This is a genomic window from Mesorhizobium sp. B2-4-1 (genome assembly GCF_006442185.1).
In the GTDB taxonomy this organism is placed as follows: domain Bacteria; phylum Pseudomonadota; class Alphaproteobacteria; order Rhizobiales; family Rhizobiaceae; genus Mesorhizobium.
The window spans coordinates 61,252-78,760 of sequence record NZ_VFVN01000007.1; the positions used below are offsets into that span (position 1 = coordinate 61,252).

At 62.5% G+C, this 17,509-nt stretch carries 18 protein-coding genes and 2 pseudogenes; 6 read left to right on the forward strand and 14 right to left on the reverse strand.

From position 1 onward, the window contains the following. Positions 1 to 8 precede the first annotated feature (8 nt). A complete protein-coding gene (gene folP / locus FJ949_RS18795; RefSeq protein ID WP_246679090.1) occupies positions 9 to 785 on the reverse strand; it encodes a dihydropteroate synthase in 777 nt (258 codons plus the stop codon). A gap of 556 nt (positions 786 to 1,341) precedes the next feature. Between folP and FJ949_RS18800 the strand changes: the two genes are divergently transcribed. Next, positions 1,342 to 2,181, forward strand: coding sequence for a hypothetical protein (locus tag FJ949_RS18800; protein ID WP_140498263.1), 840 nt, complete (start codon positions 1,342 to 1,344; stop codon positions 2,179 to 2,181). Between the two features lie 109 nt (positions 2,182 to 2,290). Here the strand turns inward: FJ949_RS18800 and FJ949_RS18805 are convergent, their stop codons facing one another. Together FJ949_RS18805 and FJ949_RS18810 are read right to left on the reverse strand one after the other, a co-directional pair. Further along, positions 2,291 to 2,860 carry a GNAT family N-acetyltransferase gene (locus tag FJ949_RS18805; RefSeq protein ID WP_140498264.1) on the reverse strand — a complete coding sequence of 190 codons (570 nt, stop codon included), beginning with the start codon at positions 2,858 to 2,860 and terminating at the stop codon, positions 2,291 to 2,293. Positions 2,861 to 2,951: 91 nt separating this feature from the next. Then, positions 2,952 to 3,848 (reverse strand): LysR family transcriptional regulator, encoded by an 897-nt coding sequence (locus tag FJ949_RS18810; protein WP_140498266.1) that lies wholly within the window; start codon positions 3,846 to 3,848, stop codon positions 2,952 to 2,954. 277 nt (positions 3,849 to 4,125) lie between these two features. Between FJ949_RS18810 and FJ949_RS18815 the strand changes: the two genes are divergently transcribed. After that, a complete protein-coding gene (locus tag FJ949_RS18815; protein ID WP_140498268.1) occupies positions 4,126 to 4,860 on the forward strand; it encodes an SDR family oxidoreductase in 735 nt (244 codons plus the stop codon). 86 nt (positions 4,861 to 4,946) lie between these two features. Further along, positions 4,947 to 5,549 (forward strand): NAD(P)-binding domain-containing protein, encoded by a 603-nt coding sequence (locus FJ949_RS18820; RefSeq protein ID WP_140498270.1) that lies wholly within the window; start codon positions 4,947 to 4,949, stop codon positions 5,547 to 5,549. A gap of 408 nt (positions 5,550 to 5,957) precedes the next feature. Here the strand turns inward: FJ949_RS18820 and FJ949_RS18825 are convergent, their stop codons facing one another. The 6 genes from FJ949_RS18825 to FJ949_RS18850 form a co-directional block, all read right to left on the reverse strand. Beyond that, the gene (locus FJ949_RS18825) at positions 5,958 to 6,356 is read right to left on the reverse strand and encodes a substrate-binding domain-containing protein (RefSeq protein WP_140498271.1); all 399 of its coding nucleotides are present in this window, start codon (positions 6,354 to 6,356) and stop codon (positions 5,958 to 5,960) included. Between the two features lie 316 nt (positions 6,357 to 6,672). Further along, a complete protein-coding gene (locus FJ949_RS18830; protein ID WP_181167172.1) occupies positions 6,673 to 7,020 on the reverse strand; it encodes a non-heme iron oxygenase ferredoxin subunit in 348 nt (115 codons plus the stop codon). A gap of 709 nt (positions 7,021 to 7,729) precedes the next feature. Next, the gene (locus tag FJ949_RS18835; protein WP_140498273.1) at positions 7,730 to 8,839 is read right to left on the reverse strand and encodes an epoxide hydrolase family protein; all 1,110 of its coding nucleotides are present in this window, start codon (positions 8,837 to 8,839) and stop codon (positions 7,730 to 7,732) included. A gap of 46 nt (positions 8,840 to 8,885) precedes the next feature. Then, positions 8,886 to 9,506 (reverse strand): NAD(P)-binding domain-containing protein, encoded by a 621-nt coding sequence (locus tag FJ949_RS18840; protein WP_140498274.1) that lies wholly within the window; start codon positions 9,504 to 9,506, stop codon positions 8,886 to 8,888. 31 nt (positions 9,507 to 9,537) lie between these two features. Then, complete coding sequence (locus tag FJ949_RS18845; protein ID WP_140498275.1) at positions 9,538 to 10,491, reverse strand: SDR family oxidoreductase; 954 nt, start codon at positions 10,489 to 10,491, stop codon at positions 9,538 to 9,540. Between the two features lie 46 nt (positions 10,492 to 10,537). Beyond that, on the reverse strand, positions 10,538 to 11,173 hold the full coding sequence (locus FJ949_RS18850) for an NADPH-dependent F420 reductase (protein WP_140498276.1): 636 nt from the start codon (positions 11,171 to 11,173) through the stop codon (positions 10,538 to 10,540). A 140-nt stretch (positions 11,174 to 11,313) separates the two neighbouring features. Between FJ949_RS18850 and FJ949_RS18855 the strand changes: the two genes are divergently transcribed. After that, entirely contained in the window at positions 11,314 to 11,901 is a 588-nt protein-coding gene (locus FJ949_RS18855) for a TetR/AcrR family transcriptional regulator (protein ID WP_140498277.1), read from the forward strand. 133 nt (positions 11,902 to 12,034) lie between these two features. On the opposite strand, the pseudogene FJ949_RS30705 reads toward FJ949_RS18855, so the two are convergent. The 4 genes and pseudogenes from FJ949_RS30705 to FJ949_RS18875 all read right to left on the reverse strand — a co-directional run. Next, a pseudogene (locus tag FJ949_RS30705) lies at positions 12,035 to 12,326 on the reverse strand (NADP oxidoreductase coenzyme); the annotation flags it as partial. Then, positions 12,327 to 12,508 (reverse strand): annotated as a pseudogene (locus FJ949_RS18865) (SDR family oxidoreductase); the annotation flags it as partial. 318 nt (positions 12,509 to 12,826) lie between these two features. Beyond that, on the reverse strand, positions 12,827 to 13,282 hold the full coding sequence (locus tag FJ949_RS18870; RefSeq protein ID WP_140498278.1) for a carboxymuconolactone decarboxylase family protein: 456 nt from the start codon (positions 13,280 to 13,282) through the stop codon (positions 12,827 to 12,829). A gap of 13 nt (positions 13,283 to 13,295) precedes the next feature. Further along, complete coding sequence (locus FJ949_RS18875; protein ID WP_140498279.1) at positions 13,296 to 13,709, reverse strand: cupin domain-containing protein; 414 nt, start codon at positions 13,707 to 13,709, stop codon at positions 13,296 to 13,298. An 85-nt stretch (positions 13,710 to 13,794) separates the two neighbouring features. On the opposite strand from FJ949_RS18875, the gene FJ949_RS18880 reads away from it, so the two are divergent. Further along, positions 13,795 to 15,222, forward strand: a complete 1,428-nt coding sequence (locus FJ949_RS18880; RefSeq protein ID WP_140498280.1) for a PLP-dependent aminotransferase family protein — start codon at positions 13,795 to 13,797, stop codon at positions 15,220 to 15,222. Positions 15,223 to 15,244: 22 nt separating this feature from the next. On the opposite strand, the gene FJ949_RS18885 is transcribed toward FJ949_RS18880, so the two are convergent. Beyond that, positions 15,245 to 16,156 carry a LysR family transcriptional regulator gene (locus FJ949_RS18885; RefSeq protein ID WP_140498281.1) on the reverse strand — a complete coding sequence of 304 codons (912 nt, stop codon included), beginning with the start codon at positions 16,154 to 16,156 and terminating at the stop codon, positions 15,245 to 15,247. Positions 16,157 to 16,246: 90 nt separating this feature from the next. On the opposite strand from FJ949_RS18885, the gene FJ949_RS18890 reads away from it, so the two are divergent. Then, positions 16,247 to 17,422, forward strand: coding sequence for an alkene reductase (locus FJ949_RS18890; protein ID WP_140498282.1), 1,176 nt, complete (start codon positions 16,247 to 16,249; stop codon positions 17,420 to 17,422). The last annotated feature ends 87 nt before the right edge of the window (positions 17,423 to 17,509 follow it).

Consider the following 17,509-nt stretch of genomic DNA (forward strand, 5'->3'; position numbering starts at 1 on the left):
AGGTTCTTTCATTCCGCCGTATTCTCGCGCTCGCGCACTGCGTCGGCGAAAGCCAGGGCATCGCGATTGATCCCGACATTGTGCACACGAAAAATCGAAGCACCCTTCAACCGCAGGATGACGCTGGTTGCAGCTGTGCCAACGTCCCGCCCTTCGTCGCTTTCGCCGACCAGGTGATGGGCAAGCCGCTTGCGCGAGGTGCCGACGAGCCATGGAAAACCAAGAGCGCGCAGTTCGCCGAAGCGAGCCATGAGTTCAAGGTTCTCCTCTCCGCTCTTGGCGAAAGCGAAGCCTGGGTCCAGCACGATGCAGTCGTCCGGAATGCCGGCGTTGCGAGCGATCTCCAGCGATCTGTTCAGGAACAGGAACTGGTCGGCGATTACATCGGCCAATTTTTCCCGGTCGCGCCCGGTGTGCATGATGACGAGGCCAGCGCCGGCTTCCGCTGCGACGTGCGCAATGTCGGGTTCGCGCTGCAGGCCGTGTACGTCGTTGACGATATGTGCACCCGCCGCGACCGCGAGACGCGCCGTCTCGGCCCGATAGGTGTCAACCGAAACGATGCAGTCGCCGTCCGACGACAGCGCCTCGATGATCGGGAGGATACGCGATTGTTCCTCAAGCGCCGAAACGCTGCCGGCGCCGGGCCTGGTGGACTCGCCCCCGACATCAATGATCGCCGCGCCCTCGCCGATCATACGCCGTGCCTGTTCGAGTGCCCGCTCCGGCCGATCGAATTCTCCACCGTCGGAAAAACTGTCCGGCGTAACGTTCAAGATCCCCATCAGTAACGATCTCGCACCAAGATCGAGATACCGTCCATGAGCAAGTTGCCAACGGTTCATCGGGCGAGCGCGGCGAGCATCGACGCCACGCCTCCCTGGTGATCGCTCGGACATAGTCTGCCGGGTGCATTCTCGCGAGGGATGCTGAGCTCCATGCCACGCAATACCGCAGTTGGTGTCGTGGTCATCGTCATTGTGGAATTCGCGTCGTATTCGATCTTTCGGTCGCCCAGGCTATCATAACCCCACAGTGCGAGAAGCGAATGTTCGGGCGCCGCAGGGTGTGCGAAAGCCGCCGAGGAAGGAACCACGGAGATGGCAATGGCAATTTCGATTTTCGGCTGGTGTCGTCAGTTCGGGCCAGAGATTAACGGAGCCATCGCTGCATAGGTGTCTGCCTCAATGAGTATGGACGGATTCACTCATGCGCAATATGTATGAGGATTAAGCCTGCCGTGGCGCTCACATTTTGCCCGCATCGCTAAGGCAAGTAATGCTCGTTCAATGACGCTGCTAACGCCGCCCGCCTAAGTGTCGATATCAGGGGATCTGGTCAATGACCGACAACAAGTCAGACGTTACCAAGGATTGGCAAGCGACGCAGGGCCAGAAGTCCTCCGCCACGCGTCTTCGTCTTTTCGCCGCACTCTCGTGGATCGTCGCCATTGGCGGCGAAATCTACGGGATTATGCTGCTTCGCCAGAACAAATTCGATCAGGCACACCTGCCGCTGATCATCGGCCTTCTGGTCGGCATCGCGATTTTCGCAATCGCCGGCAACTTGCTGTGGAAGGCGGCGAACAGGCATGATCCGGCCCGTGCATCCGACACGGCCAGGTTCTTCTTCCAAAACCAACTCGGCGCAATCATCACGCTGATTGCCTTTCTCCCGCTGGTTTTCCTCATCCTCACCGACAAAAACATGGACCCGCGGACCAAGAAGGTTGCCGGCGGCGTCGGCGCTGCGCTGGCCGTGCTCGCGACGGTCATGGGGATCAGCTTCAAACCCCCGTCGGTCGAACAATACACCCAGGATATGAACGCATGCGCAGCCCAGATCAAGTCGGGGCAGCCCACCACTGCCTGTTCGCCCGACGTCGCCGCTCAGGCGCAGGCGATCGCCACGGACACCGCCGCGGTGACGGCGGCGACGCGGGACGCGAGCCACCCCGCAGGTCAGGATGTCGTCTACTGGATCGCGCCCGAAAACGGAGCCGCGAAGTCCACCGAGCCGCATGTTTTCCACCTCTGCGCAGGCGTGAGTCCGCTAAAGGACAAGACCGTGAATAGTGGCTCCGTGACGGAAGCCTACGCACAGAACGCCGTCCGCATCACGAAGCAGATCGATATGGAACAGAAGCAGTGCGGGTTCACAGCCACAACCAGCACCAACTGAACCTGGCTGCGCTCGATCGCTTCCAGCCGTTGGTCTTGTCGAGAGAGGCGCGCAAGCGCAGGTCAGTATCGACTCGCCGGAGCAACGCTATTTGCCATGGCTCAGAGCCCTAGCAGTCCGGCATGGCGTTGCTTGCCAACAGTGACGGCCCGATGTCTCGGTCGAGCGTAAAGCGCTCGCAACGCTCGCCGTCGGACTCGTCGATGAAGCTTTCGACAGGTTTGAATCCAAGCTTCGCAAATATCCGCACCGAGGCAAAATTGCGCGCCGCCGCTTCGCCCGTCACCCGTTCAAGCGCCAGAGTTTCGAAAGCGTAGCGGAGAACTTCGCGCGCCGCCTCGCTGCCCAGTCCGTGCCCCCAATGCGCACGCGCGAGCACAAATCCCAATGCGGCTGCCTTGGCGTCGGTTGCGCCGAAGGACAGGGTTATTGTCCCGATCGCTTCCGAAACTCCTACTTGATCTATGGACCACTGGATCGCCGTACCGTCAGCGAAACGCTGACGCGAACGGGCGAACCATCGCTCGCCCGCGCTTATGTCGTCGGGAACAGGATCGCCGGCAAGAGAGGCGGATTCGACATCCGTCGCGCGCGCAAACCATGCCGGGATATCCCGTTTTCTCGGCGCCCGAAGCACGAGCCTTGGTGTCGTGAGCTTGGGAAATCGGACAGTTTCCATCGAAGCATTTTCCACTTGAGACGGCGCCAATGATAGCCGGAAAGCGGCGATCATAAGCCGTCGGCAAGGCAGGCCGTCAAACCGCCAAGTGTCAGTCGCGCGATATGGACAGTCCCGCGAGAAGCGGAGCGTACGCGGCGAGCCTGCGGGATACGAATTCCGTGAAGAGCCGCACGCGCTTCGTCTTGCGTGTCTCCCCCTGCGTGAGAAGCCAGAGCGTTCCGTACATGTGCAGGTCGGTGCCCGGCACCCTCACCAGCAGGGGGTCGGCATCTCCGACGAAGCACGGCAGTGTCGTGATCCCGAGCCCTTGCCGTACAGCAACGATCTGCGCCTCGGCGTCCGTGGTCCTGAATGGAACCCCCGTGGTGCGAACCTCGCCCTCGCGGGCCCAGTCCGGAATTCCATGAATGCTTATGACGATCCACCGGATGGGATCAGGCGCGCCCACATGCCAGGCGGCCAGTCGATCGCGGGCCATATAGACGCCGCCGAACAACTCCGGCCCCTTCAGGCCGTGAAGATTGAGCGGCAGGGTTTTGCGGTCATAGACGACGCGGATCGCCACGTCGGCCTCTCGGTTGGTCAGATTTGCCAGCTCCCCGGACGACAAGATTTCCATCTCGATGTCCGGATGCAGGCGCGCGAACTCGGCGAAATCCGGCATGAGCAGGTGTGTCGCGAGGGTCGGAGCCAATGTCACCCGCAGAAGCCCGCGCACGCTCTGGTCGCGCCCGAAGACGCGTGTCTCCAACTGGTGCGACGACGCTTCCATCTGGTTCGCGAGCTCGAGCACCTCCTCGCCCGCAGCCGTCAGGCGGTAGCCCGAAGGCAGCTTTTCGAACATTTGCGCCCCGAGGCGTTCCTCGAGCTGTGCGACGCGTCGTAGCACGGTCGAGTGGTTCACACTGAGGCGCTCGCCGGCAGCCCGCACCGAGCCTCCGCGCGCCACGGCCAGAAAATAGCGAACATCATCCCAGTCGATCATGGCGCGATCCCGCACCGCGCGGTGCGCTTTCCAAAGCCCGTATCCAACGCAGTCGTACAGCAGTGTGGGCGGTTATCATAGCTTATGTCGACGAGCGCGGCCCAATTCCGAACGACGGACACCGATTCGTCGCGGCTGGCGGCAGTCGTCCGACCGGATCGATTTTGCACCACCGATGTGCGCACTTCCGCACTCAAAGCCTGACCCCTGCAGACTTATTTCCAGGCTCTCGGGGTTCTTCCCGAACGATCAAAGGCAGAGCCTGGAAGGAAAAGTCATGGGAAAGCTAAACGGGAAGGTTGCAGTCATCACCGGCGGCGCTACCGGCATCGGCCGCGCCGCGGCAAAGCGCTTCATCGAGGAGGGCGCCTTCGTCTTCATCTTCGGCCGCCGGCAGGAAACGCTCGACGCGGCTCTGGCCGAGCTCGGGCCAAATGCCCGCGCGGTGACGGGCTCGGTCTCGGATGAGGCCGACCTCGACCGACTCTACGCGACGGTGAAGGCCGAGCGCGGAACCCTCGACATTGTCTTCGCCAATGCCGGGGCGGGAAGCCAGCTTGCGCTCGGCGAGATCACCGCCGAGCACATCGACGAAACCTTCGACACCAATGTGAAGGGTACGATCTTCACTGTCCAGAAGGCGCTGCCGCTGATGGGCCAAGGCGGTTCGATAATCCTGACCGGATCGAGCGCCGGCACCACGGGCGCCCCGGCAATGAGCGCCTACAGCGCGAGCAAGGCGGCAGTGCGCAACCTCGCGCGGACCTGGGCGGAGGACCTGAAGGGCACCGGCATCCGGGTCAACGTGCTGTCGCCCGGGGCGACCGCCACCGAACTCGCGAAAGAAGCGCTGGGCGAGGAGGGCCAGAAGGTCTTCGCCGCGATGACACCGCTCCAGCGAATGGCTGATCCGGCGGAGATCGGGGCCGTCGCCGCCTTTCTCGCGTCGTCGGACAGCAGCTTCATGACCGCCAGCGAGGTCGCCGTCGACGGCGGCCTTGCGCAACTCTGAGGCGCCACGCCCGGCCGGCACTCCATTCAATTAACCAGCGCCGTTGAGGGCCGGGAATCGACATCAACACGGATCGGAGAAGTATTATGAGCTATGCGATTGTAGGATTCGGTAAAATAGGCCAGGCCCTCGCGCAGGCCTTCGCCCGTAAGAACATCAAGGTGGCCGTCGCAAGTCGCCGGCCGCCCGAGGCATTGGCGCCGCAGGCTCGGGCAATTGGACCCACGGTCATCGCCAAGTCGCTGCGGGATGCGCTCGAGGCCGACACAATCATCTTGGCGGTCCCGTTCTGGGAGCATCGCGAGGTCGCGAAAGCCCTGCCGAACTGGGAAGGCAAGACGGTCATCGACGCGATGAACACTTTTGGAGTTCTCCCCGAAGAGCTGGACGGTCTGCCGTCCTCGGCCTTCGTCGCGAAGGCGTTCATCGGCGCCAAGCTCGTCAAAGGGTTCAATCACCTGGCTGCGGCCACCCTGGCTGCCGATCCGATCGTCGAGGGCGGCCACCGCGTGGTTTTCCTGTCGAGCGACGACGAGGACACGACCGCTCCCGTGGCGGCCTTGGCCAAACAACTCGGGTTCGCACCCGTCAAGCTGGGAAAACTCGACGAGGGTGGCGCGCTTGTGCACGCACGCGGCCGCACTTGGGGCCATCTCATCTTCCAGGATTTGTTCAAGAAGGAGCAGTAATCGATCTACGACCGCGTGATCGACGCTGGTCGCGCGCTAACTTCTTCGAGCAGCGCGCGACCGAATATTTGAAGACCACAAGGTCGCGAAGGCTGGCGTGGGATTGACGGCGTATGGGCGCCGTTCGAAGAGCGGGGAGCGGCCAAGCGTGCGCCATGCGGCGGCCGCAATTGGTCGTAGAGCTTTGGGCTGCGGACTGACCGATTGCGCCGGCAGCAATGCCATGCGGCGGCGCGAAAAGGCACTTGGTTGCTGGGCAACGCCCTAAAAGGGCGGAAGTACCGCGGTCAGTCTAATGATCCCTGACCAGCTGCATGAAAGCCTCTATCGGACGTAGCGTTTGGCGAACCTTCAGACACGCCGCGAAGGATTGCGTGAACGGCTTGTGATCCGAGATCGAAAGCGCCGTCAAACGATCGTCCGGAAGGTACTCGGTCCTGGAAACAATGCCGGCGCCAAGGCGGCTATGGCACGGTCCACGGGCGGGCCCATCGGCGCTTCACGGTTCGGCCACAGCACGATGCCATCATATTGCTTGGCGATCCACGTATCGATCACCTGGCCCATCTTGTTGTCGTCGAACTCGGCGTCGATCACCTCCAGTTCGATATTCGGATGGCGCTTGGCTTCCCAGGCGGCGGTGTCGGCGAGGCTGATCAGCCAGGGATGGTTGAAGCCATGGAAGACCAGGCCGATGCGATATTTCTTGCTGGCGTCGAGCACCGGACCTTCAGGCAACGGCAGATAATCCGTGAAAGGCGCCTTGATGTGCAGCTTGCTGTAAGGGCCGACGAAGCTGGCGCCCATGCCCGGCTTCCAGACGAATCCGCCGGCGAGGTCCCCGACCGGATAGACGTCGAGATAGTCCCGGAACCGTCCTTTTCGAACAGCGCACTGACGTCGGCATTCGATATGCCCGCCTTGGCTTCGTCGGAGTATTTCTTGATCAGGCCATTGAGAACGGCGTGGACGGAGTCTTCGGCGAAGGCCGGAACTGTCGTCAGCGGTGCAGCAGCGAGAACGGAAAGCGCCCCGGCTGTCTTCAGCAGATGGCGACGTGATAATTTCAGCATTTTAGGTCTCCTCCATATTTGCTTTCAGCCCGGGATATATCCCGACAAGTTCAAGTCACTCCTCCTTCCACCAGGATGTGGACGTAGCCGTCCGACACCTTGGTTTCGTAGGTCTTCAGCCGCTCGGTAACGGGCGGTGAAAGCGGTGTGCCGGTGGGGATGTGGAACAGTCCCTGATGCAAAGGACACTCCACCGTCTGGCCGTCGATATAGCCTTCCGAAAGGAAGGCGTGGGCGTGCGTGCAAATGCCTGAAGTGGCGTAGAACTTGCCGGCAAGATTAAAGATGGCGATACATACCCCCTGGTGCTCGATGCGCGTCGCATCGTCGACAGGAAGACTGTCGGCACGGACCGCCTGGATCCACTGCCTGCTTTCTGGATTAGTCTGCGCGTCCATGCGCCTCCCCATATCCGTTTGTTTCGTTTATTTTCGTTCTCTTTCCTTCGCTCGCAAATTCATTGTGGGAATAGAGATATCGATGAACCCCATGCCGAGTGATCGACCACAGGCAAGCAATCGCCGAAAATACGGCTGCATGGCAGCCGGACGCGGCGATATGTCAGGCACGGAGATCTATCGGAGGGGTCGAACTGGTCGTGCCCGAGACAATGCGCGAAGCGCCAATCTGGTGATCAGAAACAATGCCCTCACGTCCATCGCGATGCGAACGGCCGGAGGGGCCTGCAATTCGTGCACGGAACGCTCCAAAGGAGCCGGAAACGCGAACTTGGAAGCGGGCTGCCAAGGCAGCATCAAGCCGGCAATTGGCGACGATAGTGACTTGCTAGCTCGCTTCGAGATGGAAAAATCGTCTGGGGCAGATGTACCAAAACACTGATCCCGTATGCCGAAGATCGTGGACCGTGAATGGCTCTAGCGGTAACTTCCTTCTTCGCCCGAACGCTTCCTCGGAGATGGAGTCAGCGGGAAGCGTCATCAGAAACGTCCGTGGTCGATCACGCTCCTCTGCCTGCGCGAGCTTGCGATCGAGATATTCCACCCGCTGTTCTTCGAGCTTGGCCAGCCGCGCCTGCTCGGCACGCCGCTGGCGGGCAATCTCACGAGCCGTGCCCGCTCGTGGGTGAAGCGGAACACGCTTGTTCGTTCAGATCGCGGCGAGCGCGATCTTTCGCAAATCGTCGGCGTAGAGTTCCGGCGTTTCCCAGGCCGGAAAATGCCCGCCACGCGGAAAGACGGTGTAACTCTGCACATTGTAGAGCCGCTCGGCCCGCTCGCGCGGCGCGAGCGCCAGATCATGTGGCCACATCGCGACGGCGGTGGGAACATGCACGAAGTCATCTGCCCGCAGCGGCGGCCGCAGCCGGGCGGCATCGTAATAGTAGCGGACAGACGACCCGATCGTGTTGGTCATCCAGTAGATCATCAGGGTGTCAACCAAGGCTTCGAGGGGCCAGACAGAGAAGACCTCGCCATCGCAGTCCGTCCAGGCCCGGAATTTCTCGACAATCCACGAGGCGAGGCCAACAGGACTGTCGGCAAGCCCAAAGGCAAGAGTTTGTGGCCTCGAGCTCTGGATCGCCTGATAGCCCCCTTCCTCCCGGATCCACAGTTGGAGGCGCTCGTCATAGTCGATCTCGGCTTTCGACAGGGGCGACGCATCTTCTGGAATCGGCTTCGGCGCGACCGCCGAGACATGGAGAGCCAGCAAACGCGCCGGATGCCGAAGCGCCATCCGGGTGGCAAGGCCGGAGCCGATGTCAGTCCCAGCCACGACGAACCGCCTATAGCCCAGCATCGTCATTAGCTTCGGATAAAGGTCGCTGGGCTCCGCCTCGTAGGGCCGGGTTGGCCTGTCCGAGTAGCCGAAGCCGGGCATGGTGGGGATCACGACATCGAATGCCGGCGTTCCCTGGGTAAGCAGCGGTGCTATACGCTGAAACTCCACGAAGCTTGACGGCCAGCCGTTCATCAGCAGTAGCGGGATCGATCCCCTTTGGCCGCTGCGAAAATGCAGAAAGTGTATGCCATGGCCGTCGACCGTCGTCCGGAAATGGGGAAGCTGGTTAAGCCGGTCTCGTCGCTGCGCCCAGTCATAGCCGTCACGCCAGAAATCGATGAACTGGTTGAGGACGCCGCGCTCGGTTCCCATGGTCCAGTCGTCAGTTACCGCGTCGGCCCAACGCGTCCGTGCGAGGCGGCTACGAAGGTCAGCGGCCTGGTCCGCATCATAGGGAATCTGGAAGGGAGTGATCATGATCGATTCCTTGGCTGTAGTGCAGCGGAGGGCTGATGTCGGTGGTTCAGCCGATATCGACGTTCATGGCGAAGTCCCAGGTGCCGGCGCCGTTTTTGGCGAGGCCAATCATCATCAAACCGAGCGCCTCCAGCGTCTGGGCCATGTGCAAGCCGCCCACGTCGAGCGGACGCAGCCCGAGACTTTCGAGAAACGTCGAGACGCGCGCTTTCGCCTCCGCATCGTCGGCTGCGATGAACGCGTCGAGGCGTCCGCCCTTCGCAAGCACGTGACCAAAGATCGTGTTGAATGCCTTCACAACATGCGCGCCGGCGGGGAGGCCCTTTGCGGTCTCCTGCGCGCCGGAACTGCCGTGGGGCGTGACGAGGCCTGAGAGGTCGGGGGCAACCGGGTTGGCGATGTCGACGATCACCTTGCCATCGAGCGCTTTCCCAAAGTCGACTACCGCCGCCGCGGCACCGCTGTACGGCACGGCGAGGATGACGATGTCGCCCGCGGGGGCGGCGCCGTATGTCCCGGTGGTCGCTCCGACTCCAAGTTGGTCGACGAGCACCCGCGCCTTGGCGGGGTCGCGGCTGACAACCTCGACGGTATGTCCGGCCTTGGCGGCACGGCCCGCGATCGCGGCGGCCATGGCTCCTGAGCCGATGATGCTGATAGTGCTCATGTGTTGTCTCCTTGTGAGTTGGGTGGACGGATCACGGGATCGCGATACGATCCGCCGGGAAGTAATGGCCGTTGTCGAGGTCCTCGAGCAGGCCCGGCTGAGCTGGCTCCCAGCCGAGCGTCTGGCGGGTGATGGCGTTGGACGCCGGAAGGTCCAGCGTGACCAAGTTCGCGAGAAAGCCGAAGAAGCCCGGCAACATCAGTACGTCCGCAGGGATGGGCACAGCAGGCATGCCCATACGGCTGCCAATGGCCTCAGCGATCTCGCGGAACCGGATGCCCTCACCCTCAATCCCGTGCCAATATTTGCCAGCCGGCTCCTTCTCCAGCGCCAGGCGGAACAGGGAGGCCAGGTCGCGGGCATGCACAGCCGGCCAGAGGTTCGCGCCGTCTCCGGGGTAACCGATTACGCCCTTCTCCTTCGCGAGACCGATCAGCAGCTGGAGGAAGCCGGCATCGGTCGTGCTGTGCGCGATGGGAGGAATTCGGACGACCGAAGACCGCACGCCCCGTCCCGCTAAGCCGATCACGGCGAGTTCCACGGCGTTGCGAACCCGCAGGGTGCCCTTGTATGCTTCGCCGCCGGGAAGAGCCGGATCTTCCTCGGTGGCTGGCCGGCCCAGGCCTTCCCACCCCGGCGAGCCGATGCTCCCTGAGACGACGAGCGGCTTTCCGGTCCCCGCCAGCGCCTCGCCGTAGGCGAGCATGATCTGGAGCTCCGCGGCTGCCACGGCGTCGATCCCGCCGGAGGGCAGCAGGTCTTGCCGGTGCGCGACGTGGATGACGCCGTCGGACTCCGCCGCCGCGACCTTGAGCCGATCGAGGTCGGTGATATCCCCGCGACGTACCTTGGCGCCGAGTGCCGATACCGCAGTCGCGGACGTGTCCGACCGGGCCAGGCCAATGACCTCATGTCCGGCCGCGATGAGCTCGGGGATGACATACGAACCGATATGGCCGGTCCCGCCAGTAACGAAAACGCGCATGCTGCTGCTCCTTGGGTAATGTGATGCGAGACGTGGTGCCGCGGGCTCAGCCGAGGAGGCTGACGCGGATTGAGAAGTTGGTGTGTTTGACGGAGTGGGTCATGAGGCCCAGCCACAGCATGCAGGCGTGCTCCAGCGTTCGGGCCATAATCAGCCGCCCGGTATCCATCGGACGTAGTCCGAGGCTGTCGATGAACGCCGAGACGCGCGCCTTCGCTTGAGAGTCGTCCCCGGCGATGAACACGTCCAAAGGATGGCCCCCGATTGGACCGGCAGCCAAGACCCGGGCGTTCTGGGTGTTGAACGCCTTGACGATAGTGGCATTGGCAGGAGCAACCTTGGCGATCTCCTGCGCGCCGAAACTGTCTTCAGGAGTCAAGAAACCCGTGAAGTCGGATTTGATGGGGTTGGTGATGTCGACAATGAGCTTGCCTGCCAGCTTTTCGCCGTACTGCTTCACCACGTCGAGAACGGCCGAATAGGGAACCGCCAGGATGACAATGTCCCCGACCGGAGCGGCGCCAAACGTTCCGGTCGTCGCGCCGGCTCCGACCTGCTCGGCCAGCGCCCGCGACTTGGCACTGTCGCGGCTCATCACCTCGACGGTGTGTCCGGCCTTGGCGGCAAGGTCGCCGATCGCTGCGGTCATACCGCCTGACCCGATGATGCTGGTAGTGCTCATGTTCATTTTCCTTGCGGGGCGGGCAGCGCCTTTGTTGCCATTTGTGCAGACGCACTCTATTTAGTGGTTCACCGATCCGCTTAGTAACTGGATCATCGATCCACATATACGGATCACTGATCCGCTTATCAAGGCATCTCATGCGAGCCGACGCAAAAAAAAATTACAGCCATATCCTCGCGGTCGCGCGTGACGTCGTCGCCGAGCACGGTATCAATGCGTCCATGCGCGATATCGCCCGTCGGGCCGAGGTCGGGTTAGCCACGCTGCTTCGTCATTTCCCGACGCGAGAAGCCCTGTTCGAGGCGCTGCTGTGTACGAATCTGGACGCACTGACTCAGAGGGCAGATGAACTCGAAACCTCGGATTCGCCTGACGAAGCGCTCATCTCCTGGTTCCAGGAGTGGTTGGCGTTCGCCCAAAGCTATAGGGGCGTCGTCGCCATGATGGCCGCCGCCCACACGAATCCGAACTCCGCTCTTTACGCTTCATGCGCAGCGGTGCACTCGGCGAGCGCGCGACTGCTGCTCCGCGCACAGGCCGAAGGCGCGGCGCGGCCCGACATGAATGGGGATGACCTGTTCGCCCTGATGACGGCGCTCGGCTGGGCGGTCGACCAACCCTCATTCGCGCCGCGGGCCGATCATCTCTTTCGCATCATTACGGGCGCCATCCTGGCGAACCCGTCGACCGGATCGGCTTCTGCTGCGCTCGACCGTCAAAACTAAGTATTCATCATACTGCTGACGAGAGGCGGAGCACTTCATCGTTTGCTTCCAAGCATCACCTCGGCCGCACGCATCGGATAGTGCTCGATCCGATGCGTGCATCGTGTCCCTGCCGGTGGGGACGTCATGTTCATCAGTCAAACTTGACCAGGTCCTTGAAGACCAGCCGGCCCCAGTTGTTCCTGCGCGCCTGCACGAGCAGTCGCCTTCGGAAAGCCCGCCTAGCTTTATCGGCGCAAAGCCGAGATTTTCCGCGAGCGTACCAATCTGCGCCGCGGCGTCTTCATCATCGCTCGCCAGGAATATGACTCTCCTGCCGCCCTTTACGGCCGGATCCTGGTCAAGGATGGCAGCGATCAAATGATTGAAACCCTTGACCAGTTTGCACCTGAGAAGGCCTGCTCAATGAACTTGGAAGACGGCTGTCAGAGTTGGGCTAGGCCGCCGTCGACCGCTACCTCGCTGTCATGAAGCTGCTGTCCGATGAGGCGAGGAAGGGTGCCGCCGCCCCGAGCTCTGCCGGATCGCCCATGCGCTGAAACGCAGTCATTGAGCCGTAAGCCTTCAAGCCGTCCTCTCCGAGCGCTTCGGTCGCGAGTTCGGTCGCGATGCAAGCGGGAATAGCTGCAAAGTCCAAGCTGAAACGTGAGTGTACCGCTTCTCAGGCCGCATACGGAACGGCCGGTTTCGGAATCGCCGTGCACACTCCTGACCGACGACAATGGGGCTGCCGGCTTGCGAGTTGAGCCGCCTCTCCTTAGGGCCGCCATCTGTCAGGTTACGATCACCAGAAGGCGCAAGCGAACAGAGTGATTGAAAAGGAACTCGATTTGCTGTCGCGAACGAACTCGGTCGCCTCGCGCGCCAATTTGCTGTCCGGGATCTTGATCCTGGAAATCACGTTACCATTCATTATTCTGCTCCATCAATTCTCGAGAACGGCCTGGGGCGTATTCCGAAAGCTGATGGCCATTCGGTTGTAGCTGTTCATCAGGCTGATCGCGATCGTCAGGTCGACGAGCTGCTTTTCATCGAAGACGGCACGCACGGCTTCATAGGCGGCGTCCGGAACCCCGGTCTGTGCAACATTGGTCACGCTCTCGGCCCAGCGAAGCGCGGCGCGCTCTCTCTCGCTGAACAGGCTGCCGCCTTCCTGCCAGGCTTGCACCAGCGCGATCTTCTCGATCTTCACGCCCTTCTTGACGAGGTCACGCGTGTGCATGTCAAGGCAATAGGCGCAGTTGTTGATCTGGGAGACCCGCAGATAGACGAGCTCGACCAGTTCGGCAGGCAAGCCGCTCTGGAGAACATAGCCGTAGACGGTGCCGAGCGCCTTGGCGCCGCTCGGGGCGATCTGGTTGTAGTCGAGCCTCTTGGCCATCGTTCCGATCCGTTCAATTGAGGGGAGTAGTGAGGGCCTTGTCGTCGGAATCGACGACGAAGACCGCAAGCAGCTTCGCTGGCCTGGTCTTGCTGGCGTTGCGGCTGACCGAATGGGTTGCGTTGGGCAGCTCCGACCAACTCTCGCCCGCTTTGTAGATGCGGGTCTCGCCATCGTTCACCTTGGACTCGATCTCGCCCGAGACGACATAGGCGAAGATAAAGGCGGACCTGGCATGCCGGTGCGGCTGCGAAGCGGCGCCCGGCGCATAATCGACCTCGACGACGACCATCGATTTGCCGGGGATGTTGGGGATCACCTGCTCGAACTTCGGCGTGACCCTCTCCGATTGGTCGTCGCGCGCCCAGGCCGGCCCGACGATGGCAATCGCGGCGCAGGCGGCGGTGAAAATGGCACGAATTCGCATTGGCATCTCCTTGCCCGTCTAGATGCCGGCGAATCGGGCCAGGAAAAAGCACCAAGAACGCAAAAAAATCGTGTACTGAGGCTTCATGAGCAAGCCGCTGGACCTGGATTTGGATCGCGCCGCCAAGACTTCCCTTGCGGAGCAAATTCGCAAGGGCGTGGCCGTCGCAATCGAGGAAGGCGCGCTGGAACCAGGCGCACGGTTGCCCTCATGGCAGGACCTGGCAGCACAGCTGGGCGTCGCGCGCGGCACCGTCCGGACCGCCTATGAGAAGCTCGCGGCCGCCCAGTTGATCGAGGCAACGCCAGCTGAGGGAACGCGCGTCGCACAGCGCCCCCGCACCGTCGCGAAATCCGAGCCGGTGCCGGATGAAGGCTCCTTCATGCGGATTTATCAGGAGATGACACAGGGTCCCCGGATCTTCCAGATGGGCATCCCCGCAAGCGATATCTTCCCCGCCACCTTGTTCGCGCGGATACGCGCGCACGCCATCCGCGCCGAAGCCGCTGCCGCCGCCCTCTACCCCGATCCTCGCGGCGAACTCGAGTTGAGGCGGGAAATCGCTGGCTACCTCGCCGTAGCACGGGGCATCATCTGTCTGCCGTCGCAGGTCATTATCACTGGAGGTTTCGGTGCGGGGCTCGGCCTGGCGCTATCCGTTCTGAAGCTGGCGGGGGAGACCGCCTGGATCGAGGAGCCCAGTTTCCCATGGACCCGAAAGGGGCTCGAACTCGCCGGTTTGTCTCTCGCTCCGGTCCCGGTCGATTGCAACGGCATCGATCTCGATGACGCACTGTGCCAGCATCCGACCGCGAAGCTTGCCCTGGTCACACCGGGTCAACATGCGCCGCTCGGCTCGACCTTGTCGCTCGAGCGGCGCCTGCGCCTGCTCGAATGGGCAGCTTCGACCCAGGCCTGGGTGATCGAAGACGATTATCTGAGCGAGCTTCAGCTGACCGGCAGGGCCGCGCCGGCGCTCGCGTCGCTCGACCGCGACGGGCGCGTCATTCACATCGGGTCCTTCAGCAAGACAATCAGCCCGACCCTTCGGCTGGGTTTCGCAATCGTGCCGGCCAGCCTCGTATGCGCTTTCGCTGAAGTCGCGGCGTGCTTAGCGCCCGCCCCGGGGCCGGCAGTGCAGCTCGCGACCGCCGAATTCATGCGGGAGGGCCACTATATTCGCCATCTCCGCCGCACGAAGCGGGCCTATGTCGCAAGGCGCGCGACGTTGCTCGAGCAGCTTTGGGCGAATGTGAATGCTGACCAGATTGCAACGCCGGGCCTGGCCGTGCTGCTGAAGCTGCCGAGGGAAATATCGGACATTGCCGTGGCGCGCGAGGTTTCGGCCTTCGGGATGTCGCCCGCACCGCTCTCCGCGTGGTATGCGTCGCCCGCAACTGCCGAATCCGGCCTCTTGCTCGGGGTCGCCACCACGCCGGGCAAGAACCTGGCAAAATCCTGTGATCGGCTCTTCGAGGCGATTAGGCGGATCGACGGCGGACAGCCGATTTGAGACTGCTCCAAGTAAGACGTTGCTAGGCAGCGACACTCGTTGAAACAAGCGACCACTGAACGAGGCCGTCTATGGTAACGCGAATCTTCGCCGGCAGCGCCTTTGTCTGCGGCCACAGGACGCTGATCGGCAGTTCGCCGCCTGACAGGCCCTCCAGGACAATCTGAAGGGCCCCGTCTTGAAGATCGCCTTCCACCATCCATGACGGAAGTTGCGTCAGACCGTGTCCTGCCTTAGCGGCCATTAGCACCGTCTCGAAATCCTGCAGTTCATGCTTGACGGGGACGGCCTGCCGCGCTGTCGAGCCGTCGGGTTGCTTCATCAGCCAGGCGATGCGGTTGCCTTGCCGTCGTCCGACGATGCAATCGTGTCCGGCAAGATCGCTCCAGGATCGCGGAACGCCCCGCCGTGCGAGATAGCCAGGTGCTCCGACTATCACCGTCTGCTGGACCCCAATCTGTCGCGCGACGAGGTCGGTCGAATCCTCAAGATTGCCGATACGCACGGCGAGGTCGATGTTTTCGCCGATCAGGTCGACCCGCCGGTCGGTGAAGCTGACATTGAGGTTCAGCGCTGGATAGCGTTTCGCAACCCCTAACAGTACGGGCATGACGTGCAGTCGACCGAACGCCGTCGGGAGATCGATGCGGACTTCGCCGCCAGGCGTGTCCCGCGCGAGCGCGAGGGCGCTCTCGCCACGCTCAAGTTCGTCGAGTGCCGCGACGCAGTGCTCCAGCCAGGCCTCTCCGGCAGGCGTCAAGGTCAGGCGGCGGGTCGTCCGGTGGAGCAGCTTGGAGCCCAAGCGCGCCTCCAGACGCGACACCGCCCGGCCGATCGCGGACTTGGCCATGCCCATTTCCGCCGCAACCGCGGTGAAACTACCGAGCCGAATAACGGCTACGAATTCGGCGATGCCATCGAAACGCGAGTTCATCCGCCTATTGTAGCTTCAGGCCGGCACTAATCTGCTGAGGAGTATCCCTTTATATCTTCTGGAGCTTTAATTCTCCACAGGAGCCGCCCCATGCCCTCTCTATTCGATTCCTTCGATCTAGGTCCCGTCCACCTCACGAGCCGCATCGTCATGCCGCCGATGACGCGCACCCGCACCTCCGAGGGTGCTCTTCCGACAGATGGCGACCTCCCGAACGAACTGACCGTCAAATATTACGGTCAGCGAGCTAGCGCCGGCCTGATCATCTCCGAAGTCAACGACGTGGATCAGTCCAGCCACGGCTACGCGCGGATTCCCGGGATTCACTCCGAAGCCCAGAAGCAGGCCTGGCGCCCGGTGACCGAAGAGGTTCATCGTCAGGGCGGCACCATCTTCATGCAGCTGTGGCATGTCGGCCGACTGGCGCATTCCTCGCTTCTGCCGAACGGCCAGGCGCCAGTGGGCGTGACCGCGGAACAGGCCGTCGGCTCAGAGGTGTTCGCCCATGGCCCGGACGGCCGGTTGCGCTTCATGGCGGCAGAGACGCCGAGGCCGCTCAGCACCGAGGAAGTGACGGCCATGGTGGGAACCTTCGCCAAAGCCGCCGCCAATGCGCGGGAGGTCGGGTTTGACGGCATCGAGATCCATGCCGCCAACGGCTATCTGATCGAGCAGTTCATGAACTCGGTGCTCAACACCCGTACCGACCGCTACGGCGGCGGCAGCATGGAAGATCGTGCGCGCTTCCTGATGGAAGTCGTCGACGCGGTCGTGGCGGAATTCGGCGCGGGACGCGTGGGGGTTCGCCTCTCACCGTTCGGCAAATATGGTTCAATGCCCGCTGATCCGCTCGTCGAGGAGACGTTCCTGTACATCGTCGAGCAGCTCGGGCGCCGTGGCGTGGCCTATGTCCATCTGCTCTACGAACTGCTGCCCGACGGCAACATGGAATCGGCCACATTCGAGGCGCGCCATCTCGACCACGACATGCTCGCCAAGGCGCGAGCGTCGTTCCCCGGCGCGTTCATCTGGTGCGGCGGCTTCAATGACGTCGAGCGCGCCCAGGCAGCGCTCGATACCGGGCTGGTGGACCTGATTGCCTTCGGCAGGCCGTATATCGCGAACCCGGATCTCGTCGAGCGTCTTCGGAGCGGCTGGCCATTGGCCGTAGCGGACCGGTCCGTCTATTACACCCGCAATGGCGAGGTGGGGTACACGGACTTCCCCACCTATTCGAAGAATGGCGCCGCAAGCAGGGCCGCCTGACACGACGATAGGCCGAGCAGGAGTCCGGCGCAGCGCCACGCACTCCTGCCGGTCGAGACGACCTCCATAGGTTCCGGCGGAGTCGCC